The organism is Bacteroidales bacterium, from assembly GCA_029210725.1.
Lineage (GTDB): Bacteria > Bacteroidota > Bacteroidia > Bacteroidales.
Map to the genome: position 1 here is coordinate 36,965 of JARGFM010000012.1, position 23,965 is coordinate 60,929.

At 50.6% G+C, this 23,965-nt stretch carries 27 protein-coding genes; 22 read left to right on the forward strand and 5 right to left on the reverse strand.

Annotation, left to right across the window (positions count from 1 at the left end):
* Nucleotides 1-38 precede the first annotated feature (38 nt).
* The 11 genes from P1P86_08280 to P1P86_08330 all read left to right on the forward strand — a co-directional run bounded on the left by P1P86_08280 (nucleotide 39) and on the right by P1P86_08330 (nucleotide 9,829).
* Nucleotides 39-425 (forward strand): response regulator, encoded by a 387-nt coding sequence (locus tag P1P86_08280; protein MDF1575169.1) that lies wholly within the window; start codon nucleotides 39-41, stop codon nucleotides 423-425.
* 4 nt (nucleotides 426-429) lie between these two features.
* The gene (locus tag P1P86_08285; protein MDF1575170.1) at nucleotides 430-1,548 is read left to right on the forward strand and encodes a hybrid sensor histidine kinase/response regulator; all 1,119 of its coding nucleotides are present in this window, start codon (nucleotides 430-432) and stop codon (nucleotides 1,546-1,548) included.
* An 89-nt stretch (nucleotides 1,549-1,637) separates the two neighbouring features.
* Nucleotides 1,638-2,261 (forward strand): redox-sensing transcriptional repressor Rex, encoded by a 624-nt coding sequence (locus tag P1P86_08290; protein MDF1575171.1) that lies wholly within the window; start codon nucleotides 1,638-1,640, stop codon nucleotides 2,259-2,261.
* Nucleotides 2,262-2,280: 19 nt separating this feature from the next.
* Nucleotides 2,281-3,147 carry an FAD synthetase gene (locus tag P1P86_08295; protein MDF1575172.1) on the forward strand — a complete coding sequence of 289 codons (867 nt, stop codon included), beginning with the start codon at nucleotides 2,281-2,283 and terminating at the stop codon, nucleotides 3,145-3,147.
* A 12-nt stretch (nucleotides 3,148-3,159) separates the two neighbouring features.
* Nucleotides 3,160-3,402, forward strand: coding sequence for a hypothetical protein (locus tag P1P86_08300; protein MDF1575173.1), 243 nt, complete (start codon nucleotides 3,160-3,162; stop codon nucleotides 3,400-3,402).
* 264 nt (nucleotides 3,403-3,666) lie between these two features.
* Complete coding sequence (locus P1P86_08305; protein ID MDF1575174.1) at nucleotides 3,667-5,727, forward strand: acetate--CoA ligase family protein; 2,061 nt, start codon at nucleotides 3,667-3,669, stop codon at nucleotides 5,725-5,727.
* A 4-nt stretch (nucleotides 5,728-5,731) separates the two neighbouring features.
* Nucleotides 5,732-7,054: a pyridoxal phosphate-dependent aminotransferase gene (locus tag P1P86_08310; GenBank protein ID MDF1575175.1), complete on the forward strand. Its 1,323-nt coding sequence runs from the start codon at nucleotides 5,732-5,734 to the stop codon at nucleotides 7,052-7,054.
* 106 nt (nucleotides 7,055-7,160) lie between these two features.
* Complete coding sequence (locus tag P1P86_08315) at nucleotides 7,161-7,388, forward strand: 4Fe-4S binding protein (protein ID MDF1575176.1); 228 nt, start codon at nucleotides 7,161-7,163, stop codon at nucleotides 7,386-7,388.
* 11 nt (nucleotides 7,389-7,399) lie between these two features.
* Nucleotides 7,400-8,470: a 3-methyl-2-oxobutanoate dehydrogenase subunit VorB gene (locus tag P1P86_08320; protein MDF1575177.1), complete on the forward strand. Its 1,071-nt coding sequence runs from the start codon at nucleotides 7,400-7,402 to the stop codon at nucleotides 8,468-8,470.
* Nucleotides 8,471-9,253 carry a thiamine pyrophosphate-dependent enzyme gene (locus P1P86_08325; GenBank protein ID MDF1575178.1) on the forward strand — a complete coding sequence of 261 codons (783 nt, stop codon included), beginning with the start codon at nucleotides 8,471-8,473 and terminating at the stop codon, nucleotides 9,251-9,253. It abuts the gene before it with no gap.
* A gap of 15 nt (nucleotides 9,254-9,268) precedes the next feature.
* Nucleotides 9,269-9,829 (forward strand): 2-oxoacid:acceptor oxidoreductase family protein, encoded by a 561-nt coding sequence (locus P1P86_08330; GenBank protein ID MDF1575179.1) that lies wholly within the window; start codon nucleotides 9,269-9,271, stop codon nucleotides 9,827-9,829.
* Nucleotides 9,830-9,936: 107 nt separating this feature from the next.
* On the opposite strand, the gene nadD is transcribed toward P1P86_08330, so the two are convergent.
* The 5 genes from nadD to P1P86_08355 form a co-directional block, all read right to left on the reverse strand.
* On the reverse strand, nucleotides 9,937-10,512 hold the full coding sequence (gene nadD / locus P1P86_08335) for a nicotinate (nicotinamide) nucleotide adenylyltransferase (protein ID MDF1575180.1): 576 nt from the start codon (nucleotides 10,510-10,512) through the stop codon (nucleotides 9,937-9,939).
* Nucleotides 10,509-11,075 carry a guanylate kinase gene (gene gmk, locus P1P86_08340; protein ID MDF1575181.1) on the reverse strand — a complete coding sequence of 189 codons (567 nt, stop codon included), beginning with the start codon at nucleotides 11,073-11,075 and terminating at the stop codon, nucleotides 10,509-10,511. Before gmk ends, nadD begins: the two co-directional genes overlap by 4 nt.
* Nucleotides 11,075-11,950, reverse strand: coding sequence for a YicC family protein (locus tag P1P86_08345; GenBank protein ID MDF1575182.1), 876 nt, complete (start codon nucleotides 11,948-11,950; stop codon nucleotides 11,075-11,077). Before P1P86_08345 ends, gmk begins: the two co-directional genes overlap by 1 nt.
* A gap of 58 nt (nucleotides 11,951-12,008) precedes the next feature.
* Nucleotides 12,009-15,317 (reverse strand): two-component regulator propeller domain-containing protein, encoded by a 3,309-nt coding sequence (locus tag P1P86_08350; GenBank protein ID MDF1575183.1) that lies wholly within the window; start codon nucleotides 15,315-15,317, stop codon nucleotides 12,009-12,011.
* A 109-nt stretch (nucleotides 15,318-15,426) separates the two neighbouring features.
* Entirely contained in the window at nucleotides 15,427-16,827 is a 1,401-nt protein-coding gene (locus P1P86_08355) for an MATE family efflux transporter (GenBank protein MDF1575184.1), read from the reverse strand.
* A 399-nt stretch (nucleotides 16,828-17,226) separates the two neighbouring features.
* On the opposite strand from P1P86_08355, the gene P1P86_08360 reads away from it, so the two are divergent.
* From P1P86_08360 to P1P86_08410, 11 genes are all read left to right on the forward strand, one after another.
* Nucleotides 17,227-17,685 (forward strand): cytochrome c3 family protein, encoded by a 459-nt coding sequence (locus P1P86_08360; GenBank protein MDF1575185.1) that lies wholly within the window; start codon nucleotides 17,227-17,229, stop codon nucleotides 17,683-17,685.
* 41 nt (nucleotides 17,686-17,726) lie between these two features.
* A complete protein-coding gene (locus P1P86_08365; protein MDF1575186.1) occupies nucleotides 17,727-17,993 on the forward strand; it encodes a hypothetical protein in 267 nt (88 codons plus the stop codon).
* A 27-nt stretch (nucleotides 17,994-18,020) separates the two neighbouring features.
* Entirely contained in the window at nucleotides 18,021-18,809 is a 789-nt protein-coding gene (locus P1P86_08370) for a hypothetical protein (protein ID MDF1575187.1), read from the forward strand.
* Between the two features lie 9 nt (nucleotides 18,810-18,818).
* A complete protein-coding gene (locus P1P86_08375) occupies nucleotides 18,819-19,226 on the forward strand; it encodes a cytochrome c3 family protein (GenBank protein ID MDF1575188.1) in 408 nt (135 codons plus the stop codon).
* A complete protein-coding gene (locus P1P86_08380) occupies nucleotides 19,177-19,392 on the forward strand; it encodes a cytochrome c3 family protein (GenBank protein MDF1575189.1) in 216 nt (71 codons plus the stop codon). Before P1P86_08375 ends, P1P86_08380 begins: the two co-directional genes overlap by 50 nt.
* An 18-nt stretch (nucleotides 19,393-19,410) precedes the next feature.
* The gene (locus P1P86_08385; protein ID MDF1575190.1) at nucleotides 19,411-19,701 is read left to right on the forward strand and encodes a hypothetical protein; all 291 of its coding nucleotides are present in this window, start codon (nucleotides 19,411-19,413) and stop codon (nucleotides 19,699-19,701) included.
* Between the two features lie 48 nt (nucleotides 19,702-19,749).
* The gene (locus P1P86_08390; GenBank protein ID MDF1575191.1) at nucleotides 19,750-20,310 is read left to right on the forward strand and encodes a hypothetical protein; all 561 of its coding nucleotides are present in this window, start codon (nucleotides 19,750-19,752) and stop codon (nucleotides 20,308-20,310) included.
* A 66-nt stretch (nucleotides 20,311-20,376) separates the two neighbouring features.
* Nucleotides 20,377-21,255 (forward strand): hypothetical protein, encoded by an 879-nt coding sequence (locus tag P1P86_08395; GenBank protein MDF1575192.1) that lies wholly within the window; start codon nucleotides 20,377-20,379, stop codon nucleotides 21,253-21,255.
* Between the two features lie 10 nt (nucleotides 21,256-21,265).
* Nucleotides 21,266-22,141, forward strand: a complete 876-nt coding sequence (locus P1P86_08400; GenBank protein ID MDF1575193.1) for a cytochrome c3 family protein — start codon at nucleotides 21,266-21,268, stop codon at nucleotides 22,139-22,141.
* 12 nt (nucleotides 22,142-22,153) lie between these two features.
* Entirely contained in the window at nucleotides 22,154-23,170 is a 1,017-nt protein-coding gene (locus tag P1P86_08405; protein ID MDF1575194.1) for a 6-bladed beta-propeller, read from the forward strand.
* A gap of 1 nt (nucleotide 23,171) precedes the next feature.
* Nucleotides 23,172-23,927: a cytochrome c3 family protein gene (locus tag P1P86_08410; GenBank protein MDF1575195.1), complete on the forward strand. Its 756-nt coding sequence runs from the start codon at nucleotides 23,172-23,174 to the stop codon at nucleotides 23,925-23,927.
* Nucleotides 23,928-23,965: the final 38 nt, after the last annotated feature.

The following is a 23,965-nucleotide window of genomic DNA, read 5'->3' on the forward strand; positions in this document are numbered from 1 at the left end:
TTTGTTACCTTGGGAAGTGAAGATTTAAGAAATATGAGATGAGAAAGAAAACCATTTTACTGGCAGACGATGATCCGGATGTGATTTTTCAGGTGAAACATCATCTGGAACTCTGGGGGTATGAGGTTGTAGCGGTGGAATCGCGGGTCGAAGCTGAACGCTATCTGGAAAGCGGGTGCCCCGACCTGGCCATACTCGATCTGATGATGGAGGAGGAAGACAGCGGGTTTATACTTTCCTACCGGATAAAAAAGTGCCGGCCAGATGTGCCGGTGATTATCTCTACGGCGGTGGCTGCTGAACGCGGCATCAGTTTTGATATCAACAGTCCCGGCAGCAGGTCCTGGATCAAAGCAGATCATTACCTGGAGAAGGGCTTCAGAATGGAACAGTTAAGATTGCTGATCCAAAAATACCTGGATTAATCCTATGGAAACTTTAACTGTCCTGGTGGTTGACGATGAACCTGGAATACGCTCGGGTATAAAAAGGATCCTGGAAGGGCACCGTGTGAGTTTCCCTTTTATGGATGAAGACTATCAGTTTGAATGCAGGGAGGTGGCCAGCGGCGAGGAGGCGCTTACCATGCTTGAAGTGGTGACCCCGGAAATTATTTTGCTGGATAATAAGCTGCCAGGCATGGATGGTATGGAAGTCCTTGAAATCATCAAGCAGAGAAATCTGGATGTCGTCGTGGCCATGATCACTTCTTATGCCTCCATGGAGATTGCGGCTAAAGCTACGAATGACGGGGCCAGGGATTTTATTCCCAAACCTTTTACCCCCGCAGAGCTGAAGTCCAGTATCGACCTGATCACCAAGCAGTATTTCCTCAAGAAGATTACCAGCAATATGAAGGAGGAGGGGAAGAAGATCCGCTATCAGTTTCTCTCCGTATTGAGTCATGAGCTCAAGTCGCCCCTGAATGCCCTTGAGGGCTACCTTCAAATGATGAAGGAGCGTGAACTGGGTGAGGATATGAGTGCTTATAAAACGGTTCTGGACCGCTCCCTTCAACGTGTGGACGGGATGCGCTCGCTGATCATGGATCTACTCGACTTTACCAAAATCAGGATGGAAAAGAAAGAGGAAAAAGTTGAACAGGTAGACCTCAGGGAACGCGCAGAGCTGGCCATTGCCACGATCAACCCCATGGTTATCCAACGGAATATCAAGGTCAGCTGTTTCGGGGATGAGGTCTTTTACGATGCGGATCCCTCGGACCTGGATATTATGTTTAATAATCTGCTGTCCAATGCGGTTAAATATAACCATGACGGGGGTGAAGTCAAGGTGCAGGTTTATAAAAAGGAACAGGCAGTAGTCATCCAGGTTAAGGATACGGGCATCGGAATGAGCGAGGAGGAGGTTTCCCGGTTATTCAAAGAGTTTGTCCGCATTAAAAACAGCCGTACCAGGGGAATTCCCGGCTCGGGTCTGGGCCTCTCTATTGTGAGCAAAATTGCTCAACTGTACGGGGGGCATATTCAGGTAAGCAGCATTCCCGACCAGGGAAGCGAATTCCGTGTTATTCTGCCTCTTACCTGAGACTGACGGGTATCATTAGAATTGTTGATCTGAAATTGTGATTAAATTAACAATATTTTGTAGTATTGTATCAGCCCAATTAGTGATCTATGTCCTTACCTGAGCGTACTGTTGAACGTTTGAGTGAATATCGCAGATCCCTGCTTCAATGCCTGGAGGAGGGAAAGACACATATATTTTCGCATGAACTTGCCGAACTGCATCACAATACAGCGGTACAGGTGCGCCGGGATATTATGTTTATCGGTTATACCAGCATGCAACGAAAAGGTTATGATGTCAGAGAGCTGGTAGATGTTATCGGAGACATTCTGGATTCGGAGAGTGGCCTCAATGTGGCTGTGATTGGGATAGGAAATCTGGGGCGGGCTGTTACCACTTACTTTATTGGGAAGCGTTCCAAGCTGAATATCATTGCTACCTTCGATGTGGATGCCAATAAGATAGACCGGGTGATTTCAGGGGTGAAATGCTATCCGCTCAGCAGGCTGAAAGAGCTTGTACAAAGCCAGAATATTTCCATAGCTATCATGACGGTACCGGCCGATTCGGCTGCAGAAGTGACTGCCCAGCTGGTGGATGCCGGCATTAAGGGCCTGATGAATTTTACCACCGTCCCCCTGAATGTGCCGCCGCAAGTGTACCTGGATGAGTATGATATGATTACCTCCCTCGAGAAAGTAGCCTATTTTGTGAAGAGTTCCCGGAATTAAGATGCAGGTGCATAACTCCATGGAAAATTTGCCGGTGATCCCTTCACCGGTAGTCACGGTGGGTTCATTCGACGGGGTACATGTGGGGCACCGGGCCATTATCAGGCGGTTGAATGCCCTGGCCCGGGAGGTGCAGGGCTCCTCGGTGCTCATCACCTTCCATCCGCATCCCCGCATGGTGCTCTATCCGGATTCGGCCGGGAAGGATCTGAAGCTGATAAATTCCAGATCTGAGAAGATCCTCCTCCTGGAGGAAGCGGGGCTGGATTTTCTGATCATTATGGAGTTTACCAATGATTTTGCACGTACCAGTTCCGATGATTTTGTGGAACACTACCTGGTGGGTTTCCTGCACGCCCATACCATCGTTGTCGGATTTAACCATTACTTCGGCCACAATAAGGAGGGGAGCTTTAAATCCCTGTACAGGGCCCGGAAGAGATTTGGTTTCCGGGTGGAGGAGATTCCGGAACAGGAAATCCAGCATGAGGCCGTCAGCAGCACCAAAATCCGGAAGGCCCTGGAGGAGGGAAATATCCAGCGGGCCAATGCCTATCTGGAGCATCACTATATGATACAGGCAAGCCTGGAACCGCTTCCGGAGCATGAGGCGGTGCCCGGGCAGCCCTGTTACCGGATTCCCGTGAGTGACCCAGTGAAACTGATCCCCCCGGAAGGGGCATATGCTGCCTCGTACCTTTGCAAAGGACAGTATAAAAAGGCCCTGGTGTATATTGGGAACAGGTCCATCCTTCTCTTTCCGCTTGAAGCGGATCATGATCCTCTAAGGGCTGAGGGGAGGGTGCGTTTCCATCTAAGACTTGCCGCTTCGGAAGATCCCGACTTTTCCGCTTTGCTGTTTGCTGCAGGGGAGCTCATTTATTAGTATCTTCGTTTTATGGAAAAGCGAATCGGAGCGGTTATCATACTGATCGGACAGGGGGGGGATATTCACCGGATCAATGCCATTATATCCGAGCATGCCGATCTGATCCTGGGCCGGCAGGGAATCCCGCTCAGGGACCGCTCTACCAGCGTGATCTCACTGGTTATTGAAGGGAATACAGACCTGATAGGATCGCTTACCGGCAAACTTGGCAGATTGCCGGGGGTCAAAGTCAAATCTATACTGGCCGGTTGAAAAAGGCAGTATCAAATGTTAAAAAACAGCCCCTTTTTGTTAAAACGGCTTTCGCTAAAAACAAATCATCAACTCATTGGTTTATATATTTGAAAAGTAATTGTTGGGGTGCAAGGCAAGTTGCGAATCTTTTGAGGGTTTTAGGAAGAAAAGCAACTTGCCTTATTTTTTTATTCCTGTTATTAGGCAGTGTTCTAAGACACTCCCGATGCGGCGATCACACAAATCTGCTTTGTTATCTTTGAATCTGTTAAACCGATTCGAATGATTAATCGCCAACTTATTAATCCTGAAAGTATTGTCGTTGTCGGAGCCTCCAATAACATCTCCAAGCCGGGAGGTAAACTCTTCCATAATATACGTAGCGGAACATTCAGTGGGCAGCTTTTTTCTCTGAACCCCAAAGAAGATGAGATCCAGGGACTGCCTTCCTACAGGCAGATCAGGGAGATGCCTCCTGCCGATCTGGCTTTCCTGGCGCTTCCGGCCAAACTTTGTCCGGCTGTTGTCAGGGAACTTGCTGAGAGTAAGGGAACCCGTGCTTTTGTTATTGTATCGGCCGGATTCAGTGAAGAGAATAGCGAAGGTGCTGCCATTGAAAAGGAGATCGTTGAGATTTGCAGAAAGCATGATGCTGCCCTGATCGGGCCTAACTGCATTGGGGTGATGACCCCGGCCTACCAGGGAGTCTTTACCCTGCCCGTGCCCAAACAGGATCCGCGAGGATGTGATTTTATCTCCGGAAGCGGGGCCACCGCTGTTTTTATTATGGAGTCGGGCCTGCAGAAAGGGCTCCGGTTTAACCATATGTTTTCGGTGGGAAACTCCGCCCAGCTCGGAGTGGAGGATGTATTGCAGTACCTGGATCTGACATACAGTAAAGAGCATTCTTCCCGGGTAAAGATGCTCTATTTTGAGACCATCAGGGACCCGGGCCTTCTGCTCAGGCATGCGGTTTCCCTCAGGGAGAAAGGCTGTCAGATTGCGGCCATCAAGGCCGGAACCACCGAAGCGGGAAGCAGGGCCGCATCTTCACATACGGGAGCCATGGCATCTTCCGATATGGCGGTTGATGCGCTTTTTCGCAAAGCAGGCATAGTACGCTGCTATGGCAGGGAGGAGCTGACTACGGTGGCTTCGGTCATGTTGCATCCGCCAATGCAGGGGAAGAATCTGGCCATTATTACCCATGCAGGCGGACCGGCCGTTATGCTCACCGATCAGCTGGCCAAGGGAAATATGGATGTACCCAGGCTGGAAGGACCCCAAGTGGAGAAATTGCTCACCCATCTTTTTCCGGGTTCATCGGCTTCTAATCCCATTGATATGCTTGCCACCGGCAACGCCGGACAGCTGGGTATATGCATCGATTATTGTGAACACTCCTTCAAGGAGATTGATGGCATCGTGGTCATCTTTGGCACTCCCGGACTGGCCCCGGTCTTTGACGTATATGACCTGCTTTATGAGAAGATGCAGCAGTGCAGCAAACCCATTTACCCGGTTCTGCCCTCTCTCACCACGGCAGCCAGGGAGGTGGAAGCCTTCCTGGCACACGGCACCATCAATTTTCCCGACGAGGTGCAGCTGGGCAGGGCTCTGACCCTGGTGTACGGAACGGACCTCCCTGCCGGAGAGATTTCCGTTCCGGAGGGGATCGACCTGAAAGGTATCAGGGAGCTGCTCGACCAATACGGGGAGGGTTACCTGGCCCCTGGGATCATTCAGAAGATACTGGATGCTGCCGGTATCTCCAGGGTACGTGAAGAGCTGGCCGGCGATGAAGCTAACTTGTATCGCCTGGCTCATCAAATGGCTTATCCCCTTGTAATGAAGGTAGTCGGCCCGGTTCATAAATCTGATGTTGGGGGTGTGGCCCTGGGAGTAGATAACGATATCGACCTGATGGAGCATTTTCAGCAAATGATGAAGATAGATGGAGCCACCGGAGTACTGCTGCAGCCCATGCTGGAAGGGATTGAGCTGTTTGTAGGGGCAAAATATGAGCCGGGTTTTGGTCATATCATACTGTGTGGCCTGGGGGGTATCTACGTGGAAGTGCTGAAGGATATGGCATCCGGACTTGCTCCTTTATCGAAGGCAGAGGCGGGCCGGATGATCCGCTCCCTGAAAGGCTTTAAGATGCTGGAAGGAATGCGGGGACAGGCGGGGATCAGTCTCCCTGTTTTTGAGGAGATACTGGTCAGGCTCTCCGTGGTGCTGAGTGAAAACCGTCGGATTGCGGAACTTGATCTGAATCCCTTGATGGCAAAGGAAGATCAGCTTGTGGTGGTGGATTCAAGAATACGTATAGAAAAACCTTAGATCTATGAAATCGACACCGATACCGTCAGAAGTTGTTAATGAGGTGATTGATGCCTTTGGGATCTACCCGGCCGGGAGGGCCACCATCAGGGAGCTGGTTAAAATTGTCAATGATATTGAAGGGATCACGGGGGAGGAGTTTATCCGGATGGAGATGGGAGTCCCCGGTCTGGATCCCACCTTTGTGGGTACCGAGGCGGAAATGATCGCTCTGCGGCAGGGGGTCGCCTCCAAATATCCCAATATTGAAGGCATTCCTCCCCTGAAAGCCGAGGCAGCCAGGTTTGTGAAGTTATTTATGGATGTGGACGTCGAACCGAAACACTGTGTCCCGACCGTGGGGTCCATGATGGGTAGCATGGCCGCATTCATGGTGGTGAACCGTTCCGATAGGCACCGGACAGGAACGCTCTTTCTGGATCCGGGATTTCCTGTGCAGAAACAGCAGTGCCTGGTGCTGGGTCACGAGTTTGGATCCTTCGATCTGTATGATTTCAGGGGCCGGAAACTGAGACAGAAAATGGAGGAGGAGATTGAAAGGGGTCACTACTCTTCCATCCTCTATTCAAATCCTAACAATCCCTCCTGGATCTGCCTGAGCGATGAGGAATTAAGGATCATTGGTGAGATATCCAAAAAACATGATGTGACCGTTATTGAGGACCTGGCTTATTTTGGCATGGATTTCAGGAAGGATTTTTCCACTCCGGGGGTACCCCCTTATCAGCCTTCGGTTGCCAAATATACGGACAACTACTTGCTTTTGATATCCAGTTCAAAAGCCTTTAGTTATGCCGGTCAGCGAATTGGTGTGATCGTCATGTCTCCCGGATTATTTGACCGGAAATACCCCGACCTGAGGCGATACTACTCCTCCGATAAATTTGGTCATGCCATGATCTATGGAGCGCTTTACGCCTTATCGGCAGGGGCTTCACACACGGCTCAATATGCCCTGGCAGCCATATTTAAAGCGGTCAATGATGGCAGCTACAATTACATCAGTGAAGTCAGGGAGTATGGCGAGAAGGCAAAGATCATGAAGGCCCTGTTCCTGAAGTATGGATTTAAAATTGTCTATGATATGGATTTGGATGAACCCATTGCCGACGGATTCTATTTCACCATATCCTACATGGGATTTGATGGCTTCCGGCTGGTGCATGAGCTGCTCTATTACGGGATCAGCGCCATCTCTCTGGCGATCACAGGCAGCACCAGGACGGAAGGATTAAGGGCCTGCGTGTCTCAGGTCCGGAGGGATCAGTTTCCGGTGCTGGAGCAGCGTCTGAAGCGGTTTCAGGAGGACCACTCCATCCCGGAATAGACAAGTTTATCCCAAAATAAAAGCATCGGGTCAAACCTGTCCAAGAACAGTTAAGAAGGTGTTTGAGAATTGTTACATTTGGTCTTGTACTTTAAAATAGCTTAACATGGCAAAAGCAAAAGGAGCCATAATGGTCGATGTGGAGAGATGTAAAGGCTGTCAGGTTTGTTTGGTAAATTGCCCGACCGATACCATTGGCATGGCTGAAGAGGTGAACGGAAAAGGATACCACTATGCCTATATGAAAAACCCCGAGAATTGTACGGGTTGTACCAATTGTGCGGTGGTGTGCCCCGATGGAGCGATTACTGTATACCGGGTTAAACAGCAATAAAGTCAAGCAGTATGAAGGAACTGGTTTTAATGAAGGGAAATGAAGCCATCGCCGAGGCGGCCATCAGGGCCGGAGTGGACGGTTATTTTGGATACCCGATCACCCCCCAATCCGAGGTTATGGAGTACCTGATGCTCCAGAAGCCGGAAGAACGAACCGGCATGGTGGTTTTACAGGCCGAAAGCGAGGTTGCTTCCATCAATATGGTTTACGGAGCAGCCGGAACAGGTAAAAAGGTTATGACCTCCTCTTCAAGTCCGGGTATCAGCCTGATGCAGGAGGGGATCTCTTATATTGCAGGGGCGGAACTTCCCTGCCTGATTGTGAATGTGGTACGGGGAGGACCTGGACTGGGAACCATACAACCTTCACAGGCCGATTATTTCCAATCGACCAAGGGCGGAGGCCATGGCGATTACAGACTGATTGTTCTGGCACCGGCCTCGGTTCAGGAGATGGCCGATTTTGTGGACCTGGCCTTTGAACTGGCTTTCAAGTACCGGAACCCTGCCCTGATCCTTTCGGACGGACTTATTGGCCAGATGATGGAGAAGGTGGAACTCCCCCCCCAGAAAGAAAGGCTTAAGGAATTTGATCAGTCCTGGGTGATCACGGGAAAAACCAAAGACAGGGAGAGAAACATTATCACTTCTCTGAACCTGGATCCGGATCTGCAATACGAACATAACCTGAAGCTGCAGGCGAAGTATAAAGCCATGGAGCAGGATGTCATGTTTGAAAAAATTGCCTGTGAGGATGCCGATTTTCTCCTGGTAGCCTATGGCTCCAGCGCCCGGATCTGTCAGAAAGTGGTGGAGCTGGCCAGGAGCAGAGGTAAGAAGGTTGGTTTGCTGCGCCCGCAGACCCTGTTTCCTTTTCCAAGCGAAGAACTGGCAAAGATGGCCAGAAGGGTGAAGGGGATGATGGCTGTTGAGTTGAGTTCAGGTCAGATGGTGGAGGATGTGAAACTGGCTGTGAACGGCAAGGTTCCGGTGACTCACTACGGAATGGTGGGTGGCAAAATTCATTCGCCGGATGATGTTTTAAACGAATTGGAAGAGAAATACATAGGAGGATACTAGATGGAACTGAAAGAGATCACCAGACCGGAGAACCTGGTTTATAAACGTACTCCCCTGATGACCGATGCAACCCTTTCGTATTGTCCGGGTTGTGGTCATGGAACCATCCACCGTCTTATTATGGAGGTGGTGGAGGAGATGGGTATTCAGGAAGATACCATCGGGATTGCCCCGGTAGGATGTTCAGTGCTTGCCTACGATTTCATGGATATTGATTGCTCACAGGCGGCACATGGAAGAGCGCCTGCACTGGCTACGGGCATCAAACGGCTCTGGCCCGATAAATATGTCTTTACCTATCAGGGAGATGGTGACCTGGCAGCCATCGGAACCGCGGAGACCATCCATGCCTGTAACCGTGGCGAAAACATTAGTATATTCTTTGTAAATAATGGAATATACGGAATGACCGGGGGACAAATGGCGCCCACCACCCTGGAGGGGATGAAATCATCCACCTCTCCCTATGGCAGGAACAATGAGACCATGGGTCCGCCCTATAAGATTACAGAACTGGTTGCCCGGCTGGAAGGGACCTATTATGTAACCCGGCAGTCGGTTCATAAACCCGGTCCCGTGCGCAAAGCAAAAAAGGCAATCCGCAAGGCCCTGGAGCTACAGAAGGAAAATAAGGGGCTCGCATTTGTCGAATTTGTGTCCAATTGTAATTCGGGATGGAAAATGACTCCGAATGATTCCAATACCTGGATGGAGGAACATATGTTTCCGTTCTATCCCATGGGAGACATTAAGGTGGACGGGAAGTTGGTTCAGGGTACATAGCTAATAGTTAGAGATATGACGGAAGAGATCATTATTGCAGGTTTCGGGGGACAGGGAGTCCTCTCCATGGGTAAGATCCTGGCCTACTCCGGGATCATGCAGGACCAGGAGGTCAGCTGGATGCCGTCCTACGGCCCTGAAATGCGCGGAGGAACCGCAAATGTTACGGTGATACTGAGCGATGACCGGGTCAGCTCTCCGGTACTGCAAAGTTATGACACCGCGATCCTGCTGAATCAGCAATCGATGGATAAATTTGAATCCATGGTGAAACCGGGAGGCCTGATGCTCTATGATCCCAACGGGATTACCCGCCATCCCCAACGGGACGATATCCGTATCTTTCAGGTGGAAGCCACCGAAGAGGCAGTCCGACTGAAATCCCCGATCACTTTTAATATGGTGGTTCTGGGGGCCTACATCAAGGTGAATCCGGTGGTGGATTTTGAGCATGTGATTCAGGGTCTGCGTAAATCACTTCCCGAACGGCACCATCACCTGATCCCTCAGAATGAGAAGGCAATACAGCGGGGAATGGAGATCGTGCGGGAAGCCAAGCTAAGTTCTGCGGGATAAGGGTTTTCTGTGGAACATGTATTGATACTATCAAATGAGTTGCGCAAAGGATAGTATCATCCATCAATCCATTCATCAACTAATATACTGCGAGGGATTTCCCGGGTCTATTTCTCATAAAAATGCATCTCGCGCATATAGGTATAGGCTTTGGCCGGTACCAGGTGGCGCACATCTTTCCCCTCTTTAATGGCCCGGCGAATCAGACTGGAGGAGATTTCCATGGCGGGGGCCTTTACCAGGGTGGCGTTGGGAAGACCGGTTAACAACTCCGCATCGGTCCCCGGCCGGGGGTAGATCAGACGGTGGTACTTCTCAACGATCAGGCCGGCATGTTTCCATTTATGAAAGGTCCGCAGACCATCGGCTCCCATCACCAGCTGAAATTCCCTGCCCGGATATTTCTCTTCCAGGTAGGTCAGGGTATCTATGGTATAGGAGGGGGTAGGAAGCTTGAACTCAATATCGGAGGCCCTGAAACGCTCATCCTCCTCTATGGCCAGCCGGACCATCTCAAGACGATGGTAATCGGGAAGCAGGCTCTTTTTCGCTTTCAGGGGATTCTGCGGACTTACGACGAACCATAGTTGCTCTACGTCGCTGTACTCGACCATAAAGTTGGCTATGGCCAGGTGGCCGATATGGATGGGATTAAAGGAGCCAAAATAGAGTCCGGTGATCATTGGGCCAGGAATTCTTTAACGATTCTTTCAGCTTCCGCCAGAGCGGTCTCCAGGGCATCATTAACCAGTATGTAGTCGAAGCGAGCAGCTTGTTCCATCTCAAAAAGGGCTTTTCCAAGCCTCTTTTGCAGGGAACTTTCATCGTCTGTCGCCCTGGAACGCAGCCGTTGTTCCAGGATCTCCATGGAGGGAGCCTGGATAAAGATGGCGCAGGCTCTCTTACCATACTTATTTTTCAGATTCAGTCCGCCCACCACATCGATATCAAAAATGGCATGGCAGCCCCCGTTCCAGATTCGCTCCACTTCGCTGTACAGGGTCCCGTAAAACTGATCGGGGTACACCTCCTCCCATTCGACAAAGGCATTTTCCCGGATCTTTTTTCGAAACTCTCCGGGAGAAATAAAATAGTACTCCCGGCCATCTAGCTCCCCTTTCCTGGGCTTGCGGGAAGTGGCTGAGATACTGAATTCCAGTCCCAGCTCCAGTTTCATCAGGTGATGAACGATGGTGGATTTACCGGCACCGGAAGGTGCGCTGAAAATGAGTAATTTCCCTTCCATTACAATACGTTAAGGACCTGCTCCTTGATTCGCTCCAGTTCATCTTTCATCTCTACCACTATTTTCTGAAGTTCCTTGTGGTTGGCCTTGGAGCCCAGTGTATTGATCTCCCTGCCCATTTCCTGGGATATGAACCCCAGCTTTTTCCCTGCAGGGCTCTGATCTTCCAGGGTCTCCAGGAAATACCTGCAATGGTTGGCCAGCCTGACTTTTTCTTCGGAGATATCCAGCTTTTCTATGTAATAAATAAGTTCCTGCTCAAAGCGGTTCTCATCTATGCTGTCCTTCATACCCAGTTCGTCCAGATGCTTCCCGATACGCTCTCTCACCAGGTCGATACGCTCTCCCTCATATTGGTCCACCTGAGCCAGTTTCCCGAGGATGCTTTCCACCCGAAAACGCAAATCCCCATCCAGGGAAGCCCCTTCCTGCTTCCTGAACATATTGACAAACTGCAGGGCCTCCAGGAGGGTCTCCTTAACCCGGGTCCACTCGTTCTCTTCCAATTCCAGTTTTTCGGTCCGGATGGTATCGGGCATTTTCATGACGGTACTCAGCAGCTCCAGGGAAGCCTGCAGCCCCAGCTCTCCGGAGATCCTGTAGAGTTGCCCGTAATAGGCTTTCACCACCGGCTCATTAATAATGGAGGGAACAGCTTCACTCGAAAGTTCGTAGTGGAAAGAACACTCCACCTTGCCTCTTTCCAGTTCGGAAGCGATCAGTTGCCGGATCTCCAGTTCCTTTTGCTTATAGAGGGAAGGCAGGCGGGTGCTGGTATCCAGTTGCTTGCTGTTGAGAGATTTAATTTCGACGGTCAGCTTTTTGTCGGCCAGCAGGCATTCGGCTTTCCCGTAGCCGGTCATGGATCTGATCATGGTTTTTTCAGATAAAGTTAGGTGCAAATTTACAGTATTCAGATTGCTTTGGCAACGTTCAGTTGGCCATGGGTACTGTAAAGCTGAAAACCGAGCCCTTTCCGGGCGAGCTTTCAACTTTTATCTCGCCCCCGTTTTTTTCCACGAATTCCCTGCAAATGATCAGTCCGAGTCCTGTACCTTTTTCCCCGGCCGTCCCGGTGGATTTGAATTTCTCATCTATCCGGAACAATTTCTCCATCTGTTCCGGGCTGATCCCGATCCCTTCATCCACAATGGACACTTCGATCTCCTCCTTCCGGGGCTTCAGCTGGATCTCGACCTTTTTATCTCTGTTGGTAAATTTGACTGCATTGGTAACCAGGTTGCGTATTACACTGTTGATCATGTCCCGGTCCCCGTAAGCGTAAACTTCATCCTGTTCAGATGCATGTAACATGATTCCCTTTTTCTCGGCCAGCAGCCGGTGCAGGTTGATATTCTCCTGAACCAGGGAGCTCAGGTTAAACTTTACCGGATCGTACTTGATTCTTCCCCTTTGCGATCTGGACCAGGTCAGGAGGTTTTCCAGCAGGTCGAGCAGATGTTTTACAGACTGGTTTATCTTCATAAATCCAGCTTTATGGTCCTCTCTTTCCGTATCGTCAAAACTTTCTACCATCAGCTCGCTGATCTGCTGATTCTGATGCTTCAGCAGGCGGTTGGTCCGCGACTTCAACAGGTAAATATAGATCCAAACCGCGATGGATACAGAGACCAGTATCTCCAGCAGGATAAACCACCAGGATAACCAGATGGGTGGAGTGATAAGAATACTAAGCTGCAGAGGCGGATCACTCCGGTATCCATCCGTGTTCTCGGCCACCACCTTCAGCAGATAATTGCCTGCTTTCATGTTGGTATAGGAAACATAGTTCCTGGAGCCGGCATTGTTCCAGTCCGTATCAAGATTTTCCATGATATAGCTGTAGTGCAGATCGCCTGTTTGCAGGTTGTTGAGGGCCGCAAATTCGACAGAGAAGAAGCGATGCCGGTAATCCAGAACAATCTCCTCCATGTAGCTCACATTTTCACTGCTGTAGAAATTTCCATCGGATTCTACTATACGTTCCGGCTGACCCTCAAACTCCTCTTCCAAATCAATCCCTCCGATTCGTACTTCTTTCCCAAGCACTTCCAGGCTGGTAAGGGTGAACTCCGGGACATTCGTGACCGGTTCCAGGGTCTCGGGGTCGACGATATTCATGCCATATACCCCTCCGAAATATAGTTTCCCGCTGGGTCCCCTGTAGAAGGAGCCTCCATTAAATTCGTTGCTCTGCAGGCCATCGTTCATATCAAAGTTCCTGACTTCAAAAGTCTCCAGATCGAAGCGGCAGATCCCCAGATTGGTGCTTAGCCAGATGCAGTTGTTGTTATCCGGAAGCACTCCGTATATCACCTCATTGGCCAGTCCCTCGTTCACCCCAAAACGTCGGAAGGTTCCCGTGGCCGGATAGAACATATTCAGTCCGCTGTTGGTCCCTATCCAGAACCTCTCCTGAGGGTCTTCATAAATAGAAAAGACAATATTATCCGAAATACTGTTGGGATCTTCGGGATCGTAAAAATAGCTGATGCAGCTGCCATCTTCCGGATTCAGCCTGCAGAGGCCGCCTCCGTAGGTTCCCACCCAGAGTTTGTCATTTTTATCCTGGTGAATGGCGGAGTAAATGAAGTTATGCGGGGGGCCTGTTTCCTGGGCTGCGGCGGTCAGGTATCGCCTGAAACTCTTTTGATCCTCCAGCAGGAGGTTCAGTCCGTTGCGTGTGCCTACCCAGATTCTTCCCTCCCGGTCCTCAAACACTGCCCGGACTGAATTGTGTGACAGGGAAGCCGGATTGCCGGGATCATGTCTGAAGTGCGTAAAAGACCGCTTATCCGGATGGAACAGATTTAGTCCGCCTCCGTCGGTCCCGATCCAGATTCGGCCCCTGCTGTCCTGGTAGATTTTCCGGATGGAGGAGTGAGCCAGTGAGCCGGGTTCAAGTGGATTGTGATCGTAATGTGTGTAGGTCCCCCGGCGCTGATCGTAGCAGGAGATCCCATGAGCATTTGTGCCCATCCACAGGGTGCTGTCCGAAGCTTCACATATGGTCCAGATAAATGAACTGGCCAGGCTGTTTGGATTAAAGGGGTTGTTTTTGAACAGGGTAAACCTGTTTGAATGGGGATTCATTACAGAGATGCCGGCACCAAAGGTCCCAAACCAGGTGGCCCCGGAACGATCCTGGAAAACACAATTGATGGAATTATCCGAGAGACTTTCCGGATCAGCAGGATTATGCATATAATGCCGGTAACTGAAGTTTTCCGGATCGATCCAGAAAACACCATTTCCAAAGGTTCCGAACCAGATATCTCCGGTGAGGTCTTCCAGCAGTGATTCCCTGGGGTCCGTGGCCAGCGAGTGAGTGCTTCCTCCTGTTGAGAGAAAAAGTTGCAGGTCGTCCTCTTCTTTCCGGTAGCAGTAAAGTCCCTCCCCGGTAAGTATCCATACCTGGCCCAGATAGTCCGGAAGGACCCTGGTGATCCTGGCATTTTCCCCGGCAAAATTCAGTGCGATCAACTGACTCCGGCGGTCGGGCGACAGGTCAAGCTTCACCAGCCCCCTGTCGGTCCCGAGCCAGAGAGTCTCGTCTCTCAGTGCCATATCGTAAATGGAGGTGCTGGTATCGATCGGGCCATCCCTGTTTTCACTGAAAAATAATCCTGATTTCCTGTCGTAACTGTAGAGCCCCTTATAGGTGGAAATCCAGAAACGGCCCGATTTATCGTTCAGAAATCCGCTGATCCGGCTGCTTAGCCCAACCAGCTCCTGGTCGTCCGGTACGACTCTCTGAACTTCTCTGGAGAACCGGTCCACATGGTTCAGTCCCCGGAAAGTTCCCACCCATATTTCATTTCTAAGGTCTGCCTCAATGGCGGTGATGGTGTCGTTTGAGAGGCTGGAGATGTTTTTCGGGTCGTGCTTCAGGGCGGTAAACATACCTGTACGCGGATTGTACCTGGTAAGTCCGCTTTTGGAGCCGAGCCAGATGACTCCCGATTTATCTTCGAAGATGAGTTCAATCCATTTATCTGCCAGCAGATTGTGCTGATCGGTATGTGCTCCGTACACCGTGATGTTCTGGCCATCATATTTATTCAGGCCGTCCTCGGTCCCAAACCACATAAATCCTTTGGAGTCCTGGTATATATGGTAGACCGAACTCAGGGAGAGGCCATCGTTGATGGTAATCCGCTTAAAGGGGAGATAGTCATCCTGTGCGGCCAGTCCGGCGGAGCAGAGCAGCAGTCCGATTAAAAGCAGTAAGTACCTGGTCATCCTGGAAACGTGGTAGCGTTAGTTCAAATAGGACGTACAAATATCGATCCAAGTTACCCAATCACCCCGGGTAAATCAATGAAAAAGGGTTAAAATATGTTATCTGTTCTTAACGGGTAATGGTAGCTGGTTCCACTTTGGCTTTGACAACCGTCCTGGTTTTCCAGCGGCCCGTCCGGTAGTAGATGACAGACAGCAGCAATCCGATTCCCCACCCGCTGGGAATGGACCACCAGATTCCCGTAGCTCCCAGTCCGGCCCCTTTTATGCTCAGTCCGAATATCTGTATGCTCTCCTGGCTGAGGAACACGGCGGCCGGAATCCGTATGATCCACAGAGAGAAAATGGTCAGGAACATGGGAATCAGAGTATCCCCGGCCCCCCGCATTACCCCTCCATAGGTAAACATCCCTGTAAACAAAAGGTAGAAGGAGGTGACAATGGTCAGGTACCTGCCCCCGATGTCGATCACCGCCTGATCGCGGGTAAACAGGTTCATAAGCGGATACTTGAAAATAATTACCAGAATTGTGATTACCAGGGCCGTGGCCGATGACATCAGCAGGGTGCGGGCCAGTCCCTTTTTCACCCGGTCTATTTTTCCGGCCCCGATATTTTGTCCCACGAAAGTTGCCAGGGCATGAGAAAAAACCATGGAGGGGATGACCGCCAGACTGTCGAGCCGGCCGGCAGCCGTATAACCTGCAACCACATCTGTTCCAAATCCGTTGACAATTCGCATAAGCGCCATCATTCCCAGAGCCACAAATGCCTGCTGTACCCCTGTGGGCAGGCCAATGCGCAGACTCTGTTTAAAGATATCCCAGTCAAAGGAGAACTCCCTGAGGTTAAATCTGATCAGTTCATGGTTCCTGTTGAGATAGAATACGGCCACCATAAAGGCAGTCCCCTGGGCAATCAGGGTAGCAAAAGCCGCACCCTCGATGCCCCAGCCAAGTTTCACAATAAACAGCAGGTCCAGTCCGATATTGAGAATGGTGGAAAGAACCAGGAAATAGAGGGGAGTAATGGAATCGCCCAGTCCCCTCAGGATGGCCGCCACCCCGTTATAGCCGAAAAAGACCACCAGTCCGGATACGTAAATAGTTAAGTAGGTGTTGGCCATGGGCAAAAGCTCCTCGGGGAGCTTGATCAGACGGAAAATCTGTTCTGAAAAGGAGATCCCGATGACGGTCATGATCACGGCAAAAACACCCATGACAATAAAAATGGTATCAATGGCACGTTTGACTTTGGTAAAGTTTTTGGCGCCATAAAACTGGGAGATCACAATGGTCCCACCGGTTGCAATCCCGATGATCAGAGCGATCAGGGTGAAGATGACCGGGAAGGAAGCACCTACCGCTGCCAGTGCCTCTTTCCCCAGGAATCTGCCTACAATGATCTGATCTACAAAGGTATAAAGCTGCTGAAACATATGCCCTACCAGCATTGGCATGGCGAAACGCAATATGTTTTTTCCTACGCTGCCTTCGGTTAAATCTTTCATGATAAAATTCAGCCGCCTAAGTTCGTTAATTTATTTCAGCTAACATAATGGCCTGCAGGTGACCTGGAATCTGTAAGAGGATCCGCCTGAAAAGAGTGCGTCGGGGAGGATGGTCGTTGATGTTATAGGAGATATTTTTTTATTTCACAGGAAATTTTCTTAACCTGTGTAATTATTTTCTTTCATGCACCTGTCAAACAACAAAAGCTATTTCTTATCATGAAAAATTTCCGGATGTTCACTGCCATGTTGTTCACTTTTGGACTCATGCAGGGCGGAATTGCCCAGATTGCAGGAACTGCACACGATTTCTCAAGCGAATCGTAGGCCCCTGGCTCTAACCGCGGATGTGGCGTTTGTCACACTACCCACCAATCACTTCCAGTCGCCAGCGCTCCCTTGTGGCACCATGAAACCACGGTGCTGGCCGGTTATACCCTCTATGATTCACCCACATTTGATGGAGGAACCACCATTATCGATCCAGGGGCAAGCTCACGCCTCTGCCTAAGCTGCCATGACGGGACCGTGGCACTGGAGAATTTCGGTGGGGTCAGTTCCGGCACCAACTATATCGATCCTTCATCGCGGATCGGGGGGGTGGCCGGCAATGATCTGAGCACAGAACATCCCATCTCTTTTGATTATACCGATGCGCTGGCCTCCGGTGACGGAGGTCTTTTCCCTCGTACAACCACCAACAGCGGGCTGGGGAGCACCATCGATAACGATATGCTTTTCAGTAGCAGGATGGAGTGCGCCTCGTGCCACGATGTTCATAACAGGTACGGGGTCATGCACCTGTTGAAGATGTCCAATGTGAACAGCGAACTCTGCCTGACCTGCCATAACAAATAGTGCAGCCGGTTTCAGTCTAATCCGTAATAAGTTCATCACCCATGAACAGACCTCTGCCCTTTGTTTCCATTGGAATAATTTGCTTCACCTGCCTGCTCTTTGCCTGTAATTCACAGGTGGCAAAGTCCCCTTCTCCAGGATCCCTGGTCATTTTTCCGCCACCCCCCGATACCACCCGGATACAGTTTCTGACCTACTTCAGCTCTTCTGATGATCTGGAGGGGGATCAGGGAGCATTTCAAAGGTTTTTGTTTGGTGAGGAGCCCCCGCTCAATATGATCAAACCCTATGGAATCACCGTTCATTAGGAGAAAGTTTATATCTGTGATACCGGTTTGGGCGGACTGGAGGTGCTGGATCTGGAAAAGGGGAGCTTCGAGTATTTCATCCCGGGTGGCAAGGGTCAGTTGAAACTGCCCATCAACTGTTGTGTGGATGAACGGGGCTATCTTTATGTGGCCGATGCCAACCGTGGGCAAATTGTCGTGTTTGACGGGAATCAGCAGTTCGTGCATGCTTTTGGGGAAGCGGAAGGATTCAGGCCCACGGATGTGGGTGTTCACCAGGGGATCATCTGGGTGGCCAATGTCCGGGACCACTCGGTCTGTCTCTACGGAAGCGATGATTTTAAATTGATCGACCGCAGACCGGATCTGGGACCGGAGGAGGAGGGATTTATCAGGCAGGCCACAAATATGGCCATCCTGAACGACAGGCTCTATATTTCGGATTTCGGCGATTTCAATGTAAAATCCTATACCCTCGGGGGGGAATACCTGGGTGTGGTAGGTGGTTATGGGAACGGACCCGGACGCTTTACCAGGCCCAAGGGTATTGCTCAGGACCGGGAGGAGAACCTCTATTTAGTGGACGCTGCATTCGAAAATGTACAGCTGTTTAATGCCGGGGGAGATTTGTTGATGCATTTTGGTGGTGCTTACAAAGGAGCCGGAGCCATGTGGCTGCCTGCTGCTGTTGAGATCAGTTATGAGAACCTCTCCTTTTTCGAACCTTATGTTGATGATAGTTTCGTGCTGAAATACCTGATTTATGTTACGAACCAGTATGGTCCTGCTAAAGTCAATGTGTATGGTTTTGTGGAACAGAAACCAGCTTATCCTTAAAAGCCGTCCATGAAGTGCCTGCGAAACATATGCATAAGGCTGCTTTTAGGGATGGGAATGATCTTTTTAAGTCAGTGTTCCCCCTATGCGGGAAAAAGTCTGTTGCACTTTTTCTTTGATGGGGTTCCGGATGCAGACACCATCTCTGTGGCCTCTGCAGATCCAGGAATCGCAGACCCCGATTCAACTTTGATGGCCTCCGGTCAAAGGGCTCCGGATGAAGCGGAGCTGTTCATCCACTATCCTTATGGAGAGCGGGAATGCGCCTCCTGTCATAATAAGAGCTCGCTGGGAAGCATGACAGAACCCCAGCCTGCACTTTGCTATATCTGTCACGAAGATCTGACCGGACAATTTAACTACCTGCATGGACCGGTTGCCGGGGGGGTACTGCACCGCCTGTCACGATCCCCATAGCTCGGGGAATGAGATGCTGCTCAGGTTTACCGGTGAAAAGCTCTGTTTCTATTGCCATAAGGCTGGTAGTGTCATGCGAAACGAGATGCATGAAGGGATTGAGGGCATGCTTTGTACCGATTGCCATAATCCGCACGGGGGAGAAGATAACTATATTTTTCAATAGCCAGCAGACCATAAAAGGGTGAACCGATTCAGAACCATATTGCTTCTTGCAGCCTTGCTTAATCCGATCTGCTCGTTCGCACAGGCACAGCGCTCAGCAGGTATCTGGTACCTCAGGAATATTTCGGGGGAGCTGGATCTGAAGGGGCAGTACAGGCAGCTGGTAAGCTCATTCAATGAGATTACCGAGGACCAGAGAAGTACCTACCTCCTGAGCGGACTGAAGCTGAATACCAGCAGCTACCTCTGGGACAAGGATATATTTCTGATTGATCTGAATGCTGCCTACAGCCCGGAGTTAAGGGATTAAAAGTACATTACTGTTCCCGACCGGTCGGAAGTAAGGACCCTGAAGAAGGTGGACCTGAAGACCACTCTCTTTAATAACAAAGCGGTGAGCCTGCAGGGCTTTTATAATTTCGATCAGAGCTATTACAACCGCGAGCTACTTACCAATGTCAGATCCAACAACCGGCAATGGGGAGGGATCCTTTCCCTCCATAACAGCTTCCTGCCTATAAGTTTGACATACAGGGATCAGATGTGGAGTCAGGAAGAGATACAGTCCGGGCGGACCTTTAACATGGACCAGCAGAATATGGAGGCCAGGACTTCCAGGTCTTTCGGAGCAAGGGATCGTACCGAATTGCTCTATTCTCATCAGAATTATATTTACCGTTATGCAGAGCTTCACCGGACCGTGCATCAAATCGATCGTTTGGCATTCAATAACAGCCTCTTTTTTGATGCAGCCAGGAAGTATAATCTGAATTCCCGGTTTACATGGTACGATCAGGAAGGGACCACCAGTTTCAGGCGTGTGGAGCTTCTGGAAGGTCTTTCCATGCAGTTGCCCCGTCATTTGAAACTGAGGACCAGTTTTAATCTTTACGGGCTAAAGGATCCGGTACAAACCTGAAACCAGAAAAGAACCCGGGCCTCCCTGCAGCATAAACTGTTCCAGAGCCTGACCACCAGGCTCTACATGAAGTACACCCGGCATGAGCATTCAACGGAGGGAATGCCGGGGATGCTCCAGGTGATCCGGGAAGAACAGAGCATTTCCGACGGGGAGGTGACACTTTTGAAGAAGCCCTATGTGCAGGATCTGTCGGTCGTTGTCAGGGACGCGAACGGATTCATGATCTACCAGCTTAATTTTGATTATATCCTGATTAAGCGGGGCAGCTTTACGGAGATCCAGCGAGTTCCGGGCGGCTTGATACCCAACGGGGCTGCGGTCTATATCGATTACAGCTATCAGCAACCAGGTTCCTACTCTTATGGGGCCAACAACAATTATTTTAGTGCAAGTGTCCTCTTGTTCAACAGCTTGTTAGAGCTTTATTACCAGTATTCCATCCAGGACTATCCCAGGGTGGATCAGGGTGACCTGCTCACCCTGAACTACTTCCGTCAACATTTGTATGGAGTTCGTCTGGATCTGGGATTTGCCAGGGCCGGTGTGGAGGCCGACCTGTTCAACAGCAATATCATCCCTTACCGGATGAGGCGATATTATATGGATGTGAACTGGAATCTCAGGTCCAGACTGTTGCTTACACTAAATGGAAATATCCGGGATTACAATATGATTGCAGATGAGGTGGATCAGTGCTACGCCAATCTTTCCGGGAAGATGGTGTACCGGATCAGGCCAGGCATGAGAGTCAGCCTGGAGTCGGGATACCTGAATCAGCGCGGGTCACATATCGATCTGGATCTGCTTACCTCCAGGGTCGAATTTCAATCCGCCTTTAACAAACTTCAGCTCAGGCTTGGACTGGAGATGTACAGACGGCTTTATATGAACAGTGAGTTTGCCTTTAATGGAGCGTATGTACAATTAACCAGAAGATTTTAACAGTGTGCTTATGATACAATGGCTGATAGTAGATATCCTGATCGTTCTGACGGTTCCCTTCAGCAGATCGGCCACCCCGGATACGGGGCAGGAGCCCTTCTCAGAGTGCAGGGAGTGCCATTCGGATCTGGTGGAGCAGGAGATCATGCACTATCCGGCCGGGGATGCCTGCAATAACTGTCACGAATCCACCGGCGCATCCCATCCTTCAGAAGACAGCGCTGGATTTCGATTGATGGACCAGATACCCGTGCTCTGTTTTTACTGTCATGAGGAGAACGGACCAGTAAGTTTTGCTCATAAACCCGTTGAAGATGGCAACTGTCTGGGATGTCACGATGCCCACGGTTCATCGGAGTCTTCCCTTTTGCTTGCCGGGGATCCGGATCTGTGCCTCTCCTTTCACAACCGGGAATACAGGTCCGACTCTACGGAAACAGCAAATATCGGCCGGCTTGTCAAGGGGAAAATGACGGCACATTCGGCCATCCCGGGCGGAGGGTGCATGTCCTGTCACCAGGCCCATGGCTCCGGCTTCCGGTCCCTGCTGGTGGACCTGTATCCGGAGGAGGACTACCTGCCGGCACTTACTGAGAATTTCGGGCTCTGTTTTCTTTGCCATGATACCGACCTTCTGGAAGCCGGGGAGACTGAATGGGGCACCGGGTTCAGGAATGGGAAGAAGAATCTTCACAGGCTTCATATAAACGGGAACAAAGGAAGGAACTGCCGGATGTGTCATAACATTCACGGATCGCCCCGGCCCTTTCTGGTGGAGGAGCAAATTGTCTTTGGGTCCTGGGAGATGCAGATGAATTTTATTCCTGATGAGCAGGGGGGATCCTGTCTTCCCGGATGTCACGGAAAACTGTCATACCAGAGGTAAGCGATGGAGAGAATGAGATATAGAGGGCCATGTAATGAGCGGGTAAAAGAGTATGAAAGGGCTGTCCGGACGGGCATGATGCTTATGCTGCTCCTTCTGTTCGTACTTCCCTTAAAGGCTCAGTCCGCAGAAGAATACCGTGTGAAATGGATCGGGGAGTACCCCGGGGAAAGGGGAGAAAAAAGGACCAGCTTTGGCGACCGGCTATCCAGGATTGTATTCGGGCAGAAGCCGCAGGATCTGATGAAGCCCTTTAATGTGGTGGCTGTAGATCAGGAGCAGTTCTGGATTCTCGACCAGGGAGCAGGGGGAGTGTTTCAGGTGGCCGGTGGTCAGGGAGCCTGGATCCGGCCCCTCAGGCGAGCTGAGCTGGAATACCCTTCCCTGGTGGGGATCTGCCGGATGCCTGGCGGAGACTTGCTTCTCACCGATTCCAGACTAAACAGGGTGTTGCGCATTTCCGAAGGCCAGTTGATGATTTTCGGAGATTCCATCCCCCTGGATCAGCCAACCGGAATAGCCTGTAACAGAAGCAACGGAGAGGTCTGGGTGGTGGAGACCGGGGAACATCAGCTCACCAGGATCAGCAGTGAGGGGAAATTGATTGAGAAGATCGGGGGAAGGGGTACAGGTCCCGGTCAGTACAATTTTCCGACCTTTTTATGGATCGATCAGGAGGGCCGGATTTACGTTGTTGATTCAATGAATGATCGCATTCAGATTCTGAACCAGGAGGGGGCCTGTCTTGGGTCTTTTGGAGAATCGGGCGATGCTACGGGGTATATGGCCCGGCCCAAAGGAATCGCAACGGATTCAAAGGGAAACATTTACGTGGCCGATGCACTTTTTCACGCAGTTCAGATTTTTGATAGTCAGGGACAATTCCTCTACAGTTTCGGAAGCCAGGGGCAGGGTCCGGGTGAGTTCTGGATGCCTGCAGGCCTTTATATCGATGAAAAGGACCATATTTTTGTAGCTGACACCTACAATGCCAGGGTCCAGGTTTTTCAACTGGAAAAAGAAAATTGAGATGAGACAATTCCCAGCCATAGCACTGCTCCTCCTGGTCCTGATCCCTGCCTTAGCCGGAGCCCAGTCCATTGTTACCACGGTTCATAACCTCTCCGTATCGGGTCCTGGGGATGTGCGGGCCGTATCGGAATCGGAAATCTGCATTTTCTGTCATACTCCGCACCACAGCCTGCCGGCCAGTCCGCTCTGGAACAAGGATGACCGGGGATATACCTACACACTTTATCACAGTTCCACCGCTGAGGCTGTGCCGGGTCAGCCCGATGGTGCTTCCATTCTCTGTCTCAGCTGTCATGATGGCACCACCGCACTCGGACAGGTATTGAGCCGGACAGGCGATATTGGCTTTTCGGGAGGAATCAGCACCCTCCCTCCGGGGACTTCAAATATTTCCACCGATCTGGCCGATGATCATCCGATCTCCTTTGATTATACGACCGGACTGGCGGCAGCCGACGGACAGTTAAAGGACCCCGCGGCTCTTGTACCTCCTGTTGCTCTGTTCAGTGGCCGCATGCAGTGTACCTCCTGCCACGATCCCCACAGGAACCTGACCAATGATTTCCTGGTGCTGACCAAGCAGTTTTCGGAGCTGTGCTTTAGCTGTCATAACCGTAATTTCTGGTCTTTTTCATCCCATTCCAATTCTACGGCTGCCTGGAACGGAAACGGGACCGATCCCTGGCCACATACCACTTATCAGACGGTGGCCGAAAATGCATGCGAGAGCTGTCATATTCCGCACAATGCATGAAACAGCCAGCGGCTCCTGAATGAACTCGCCGAAGAGAA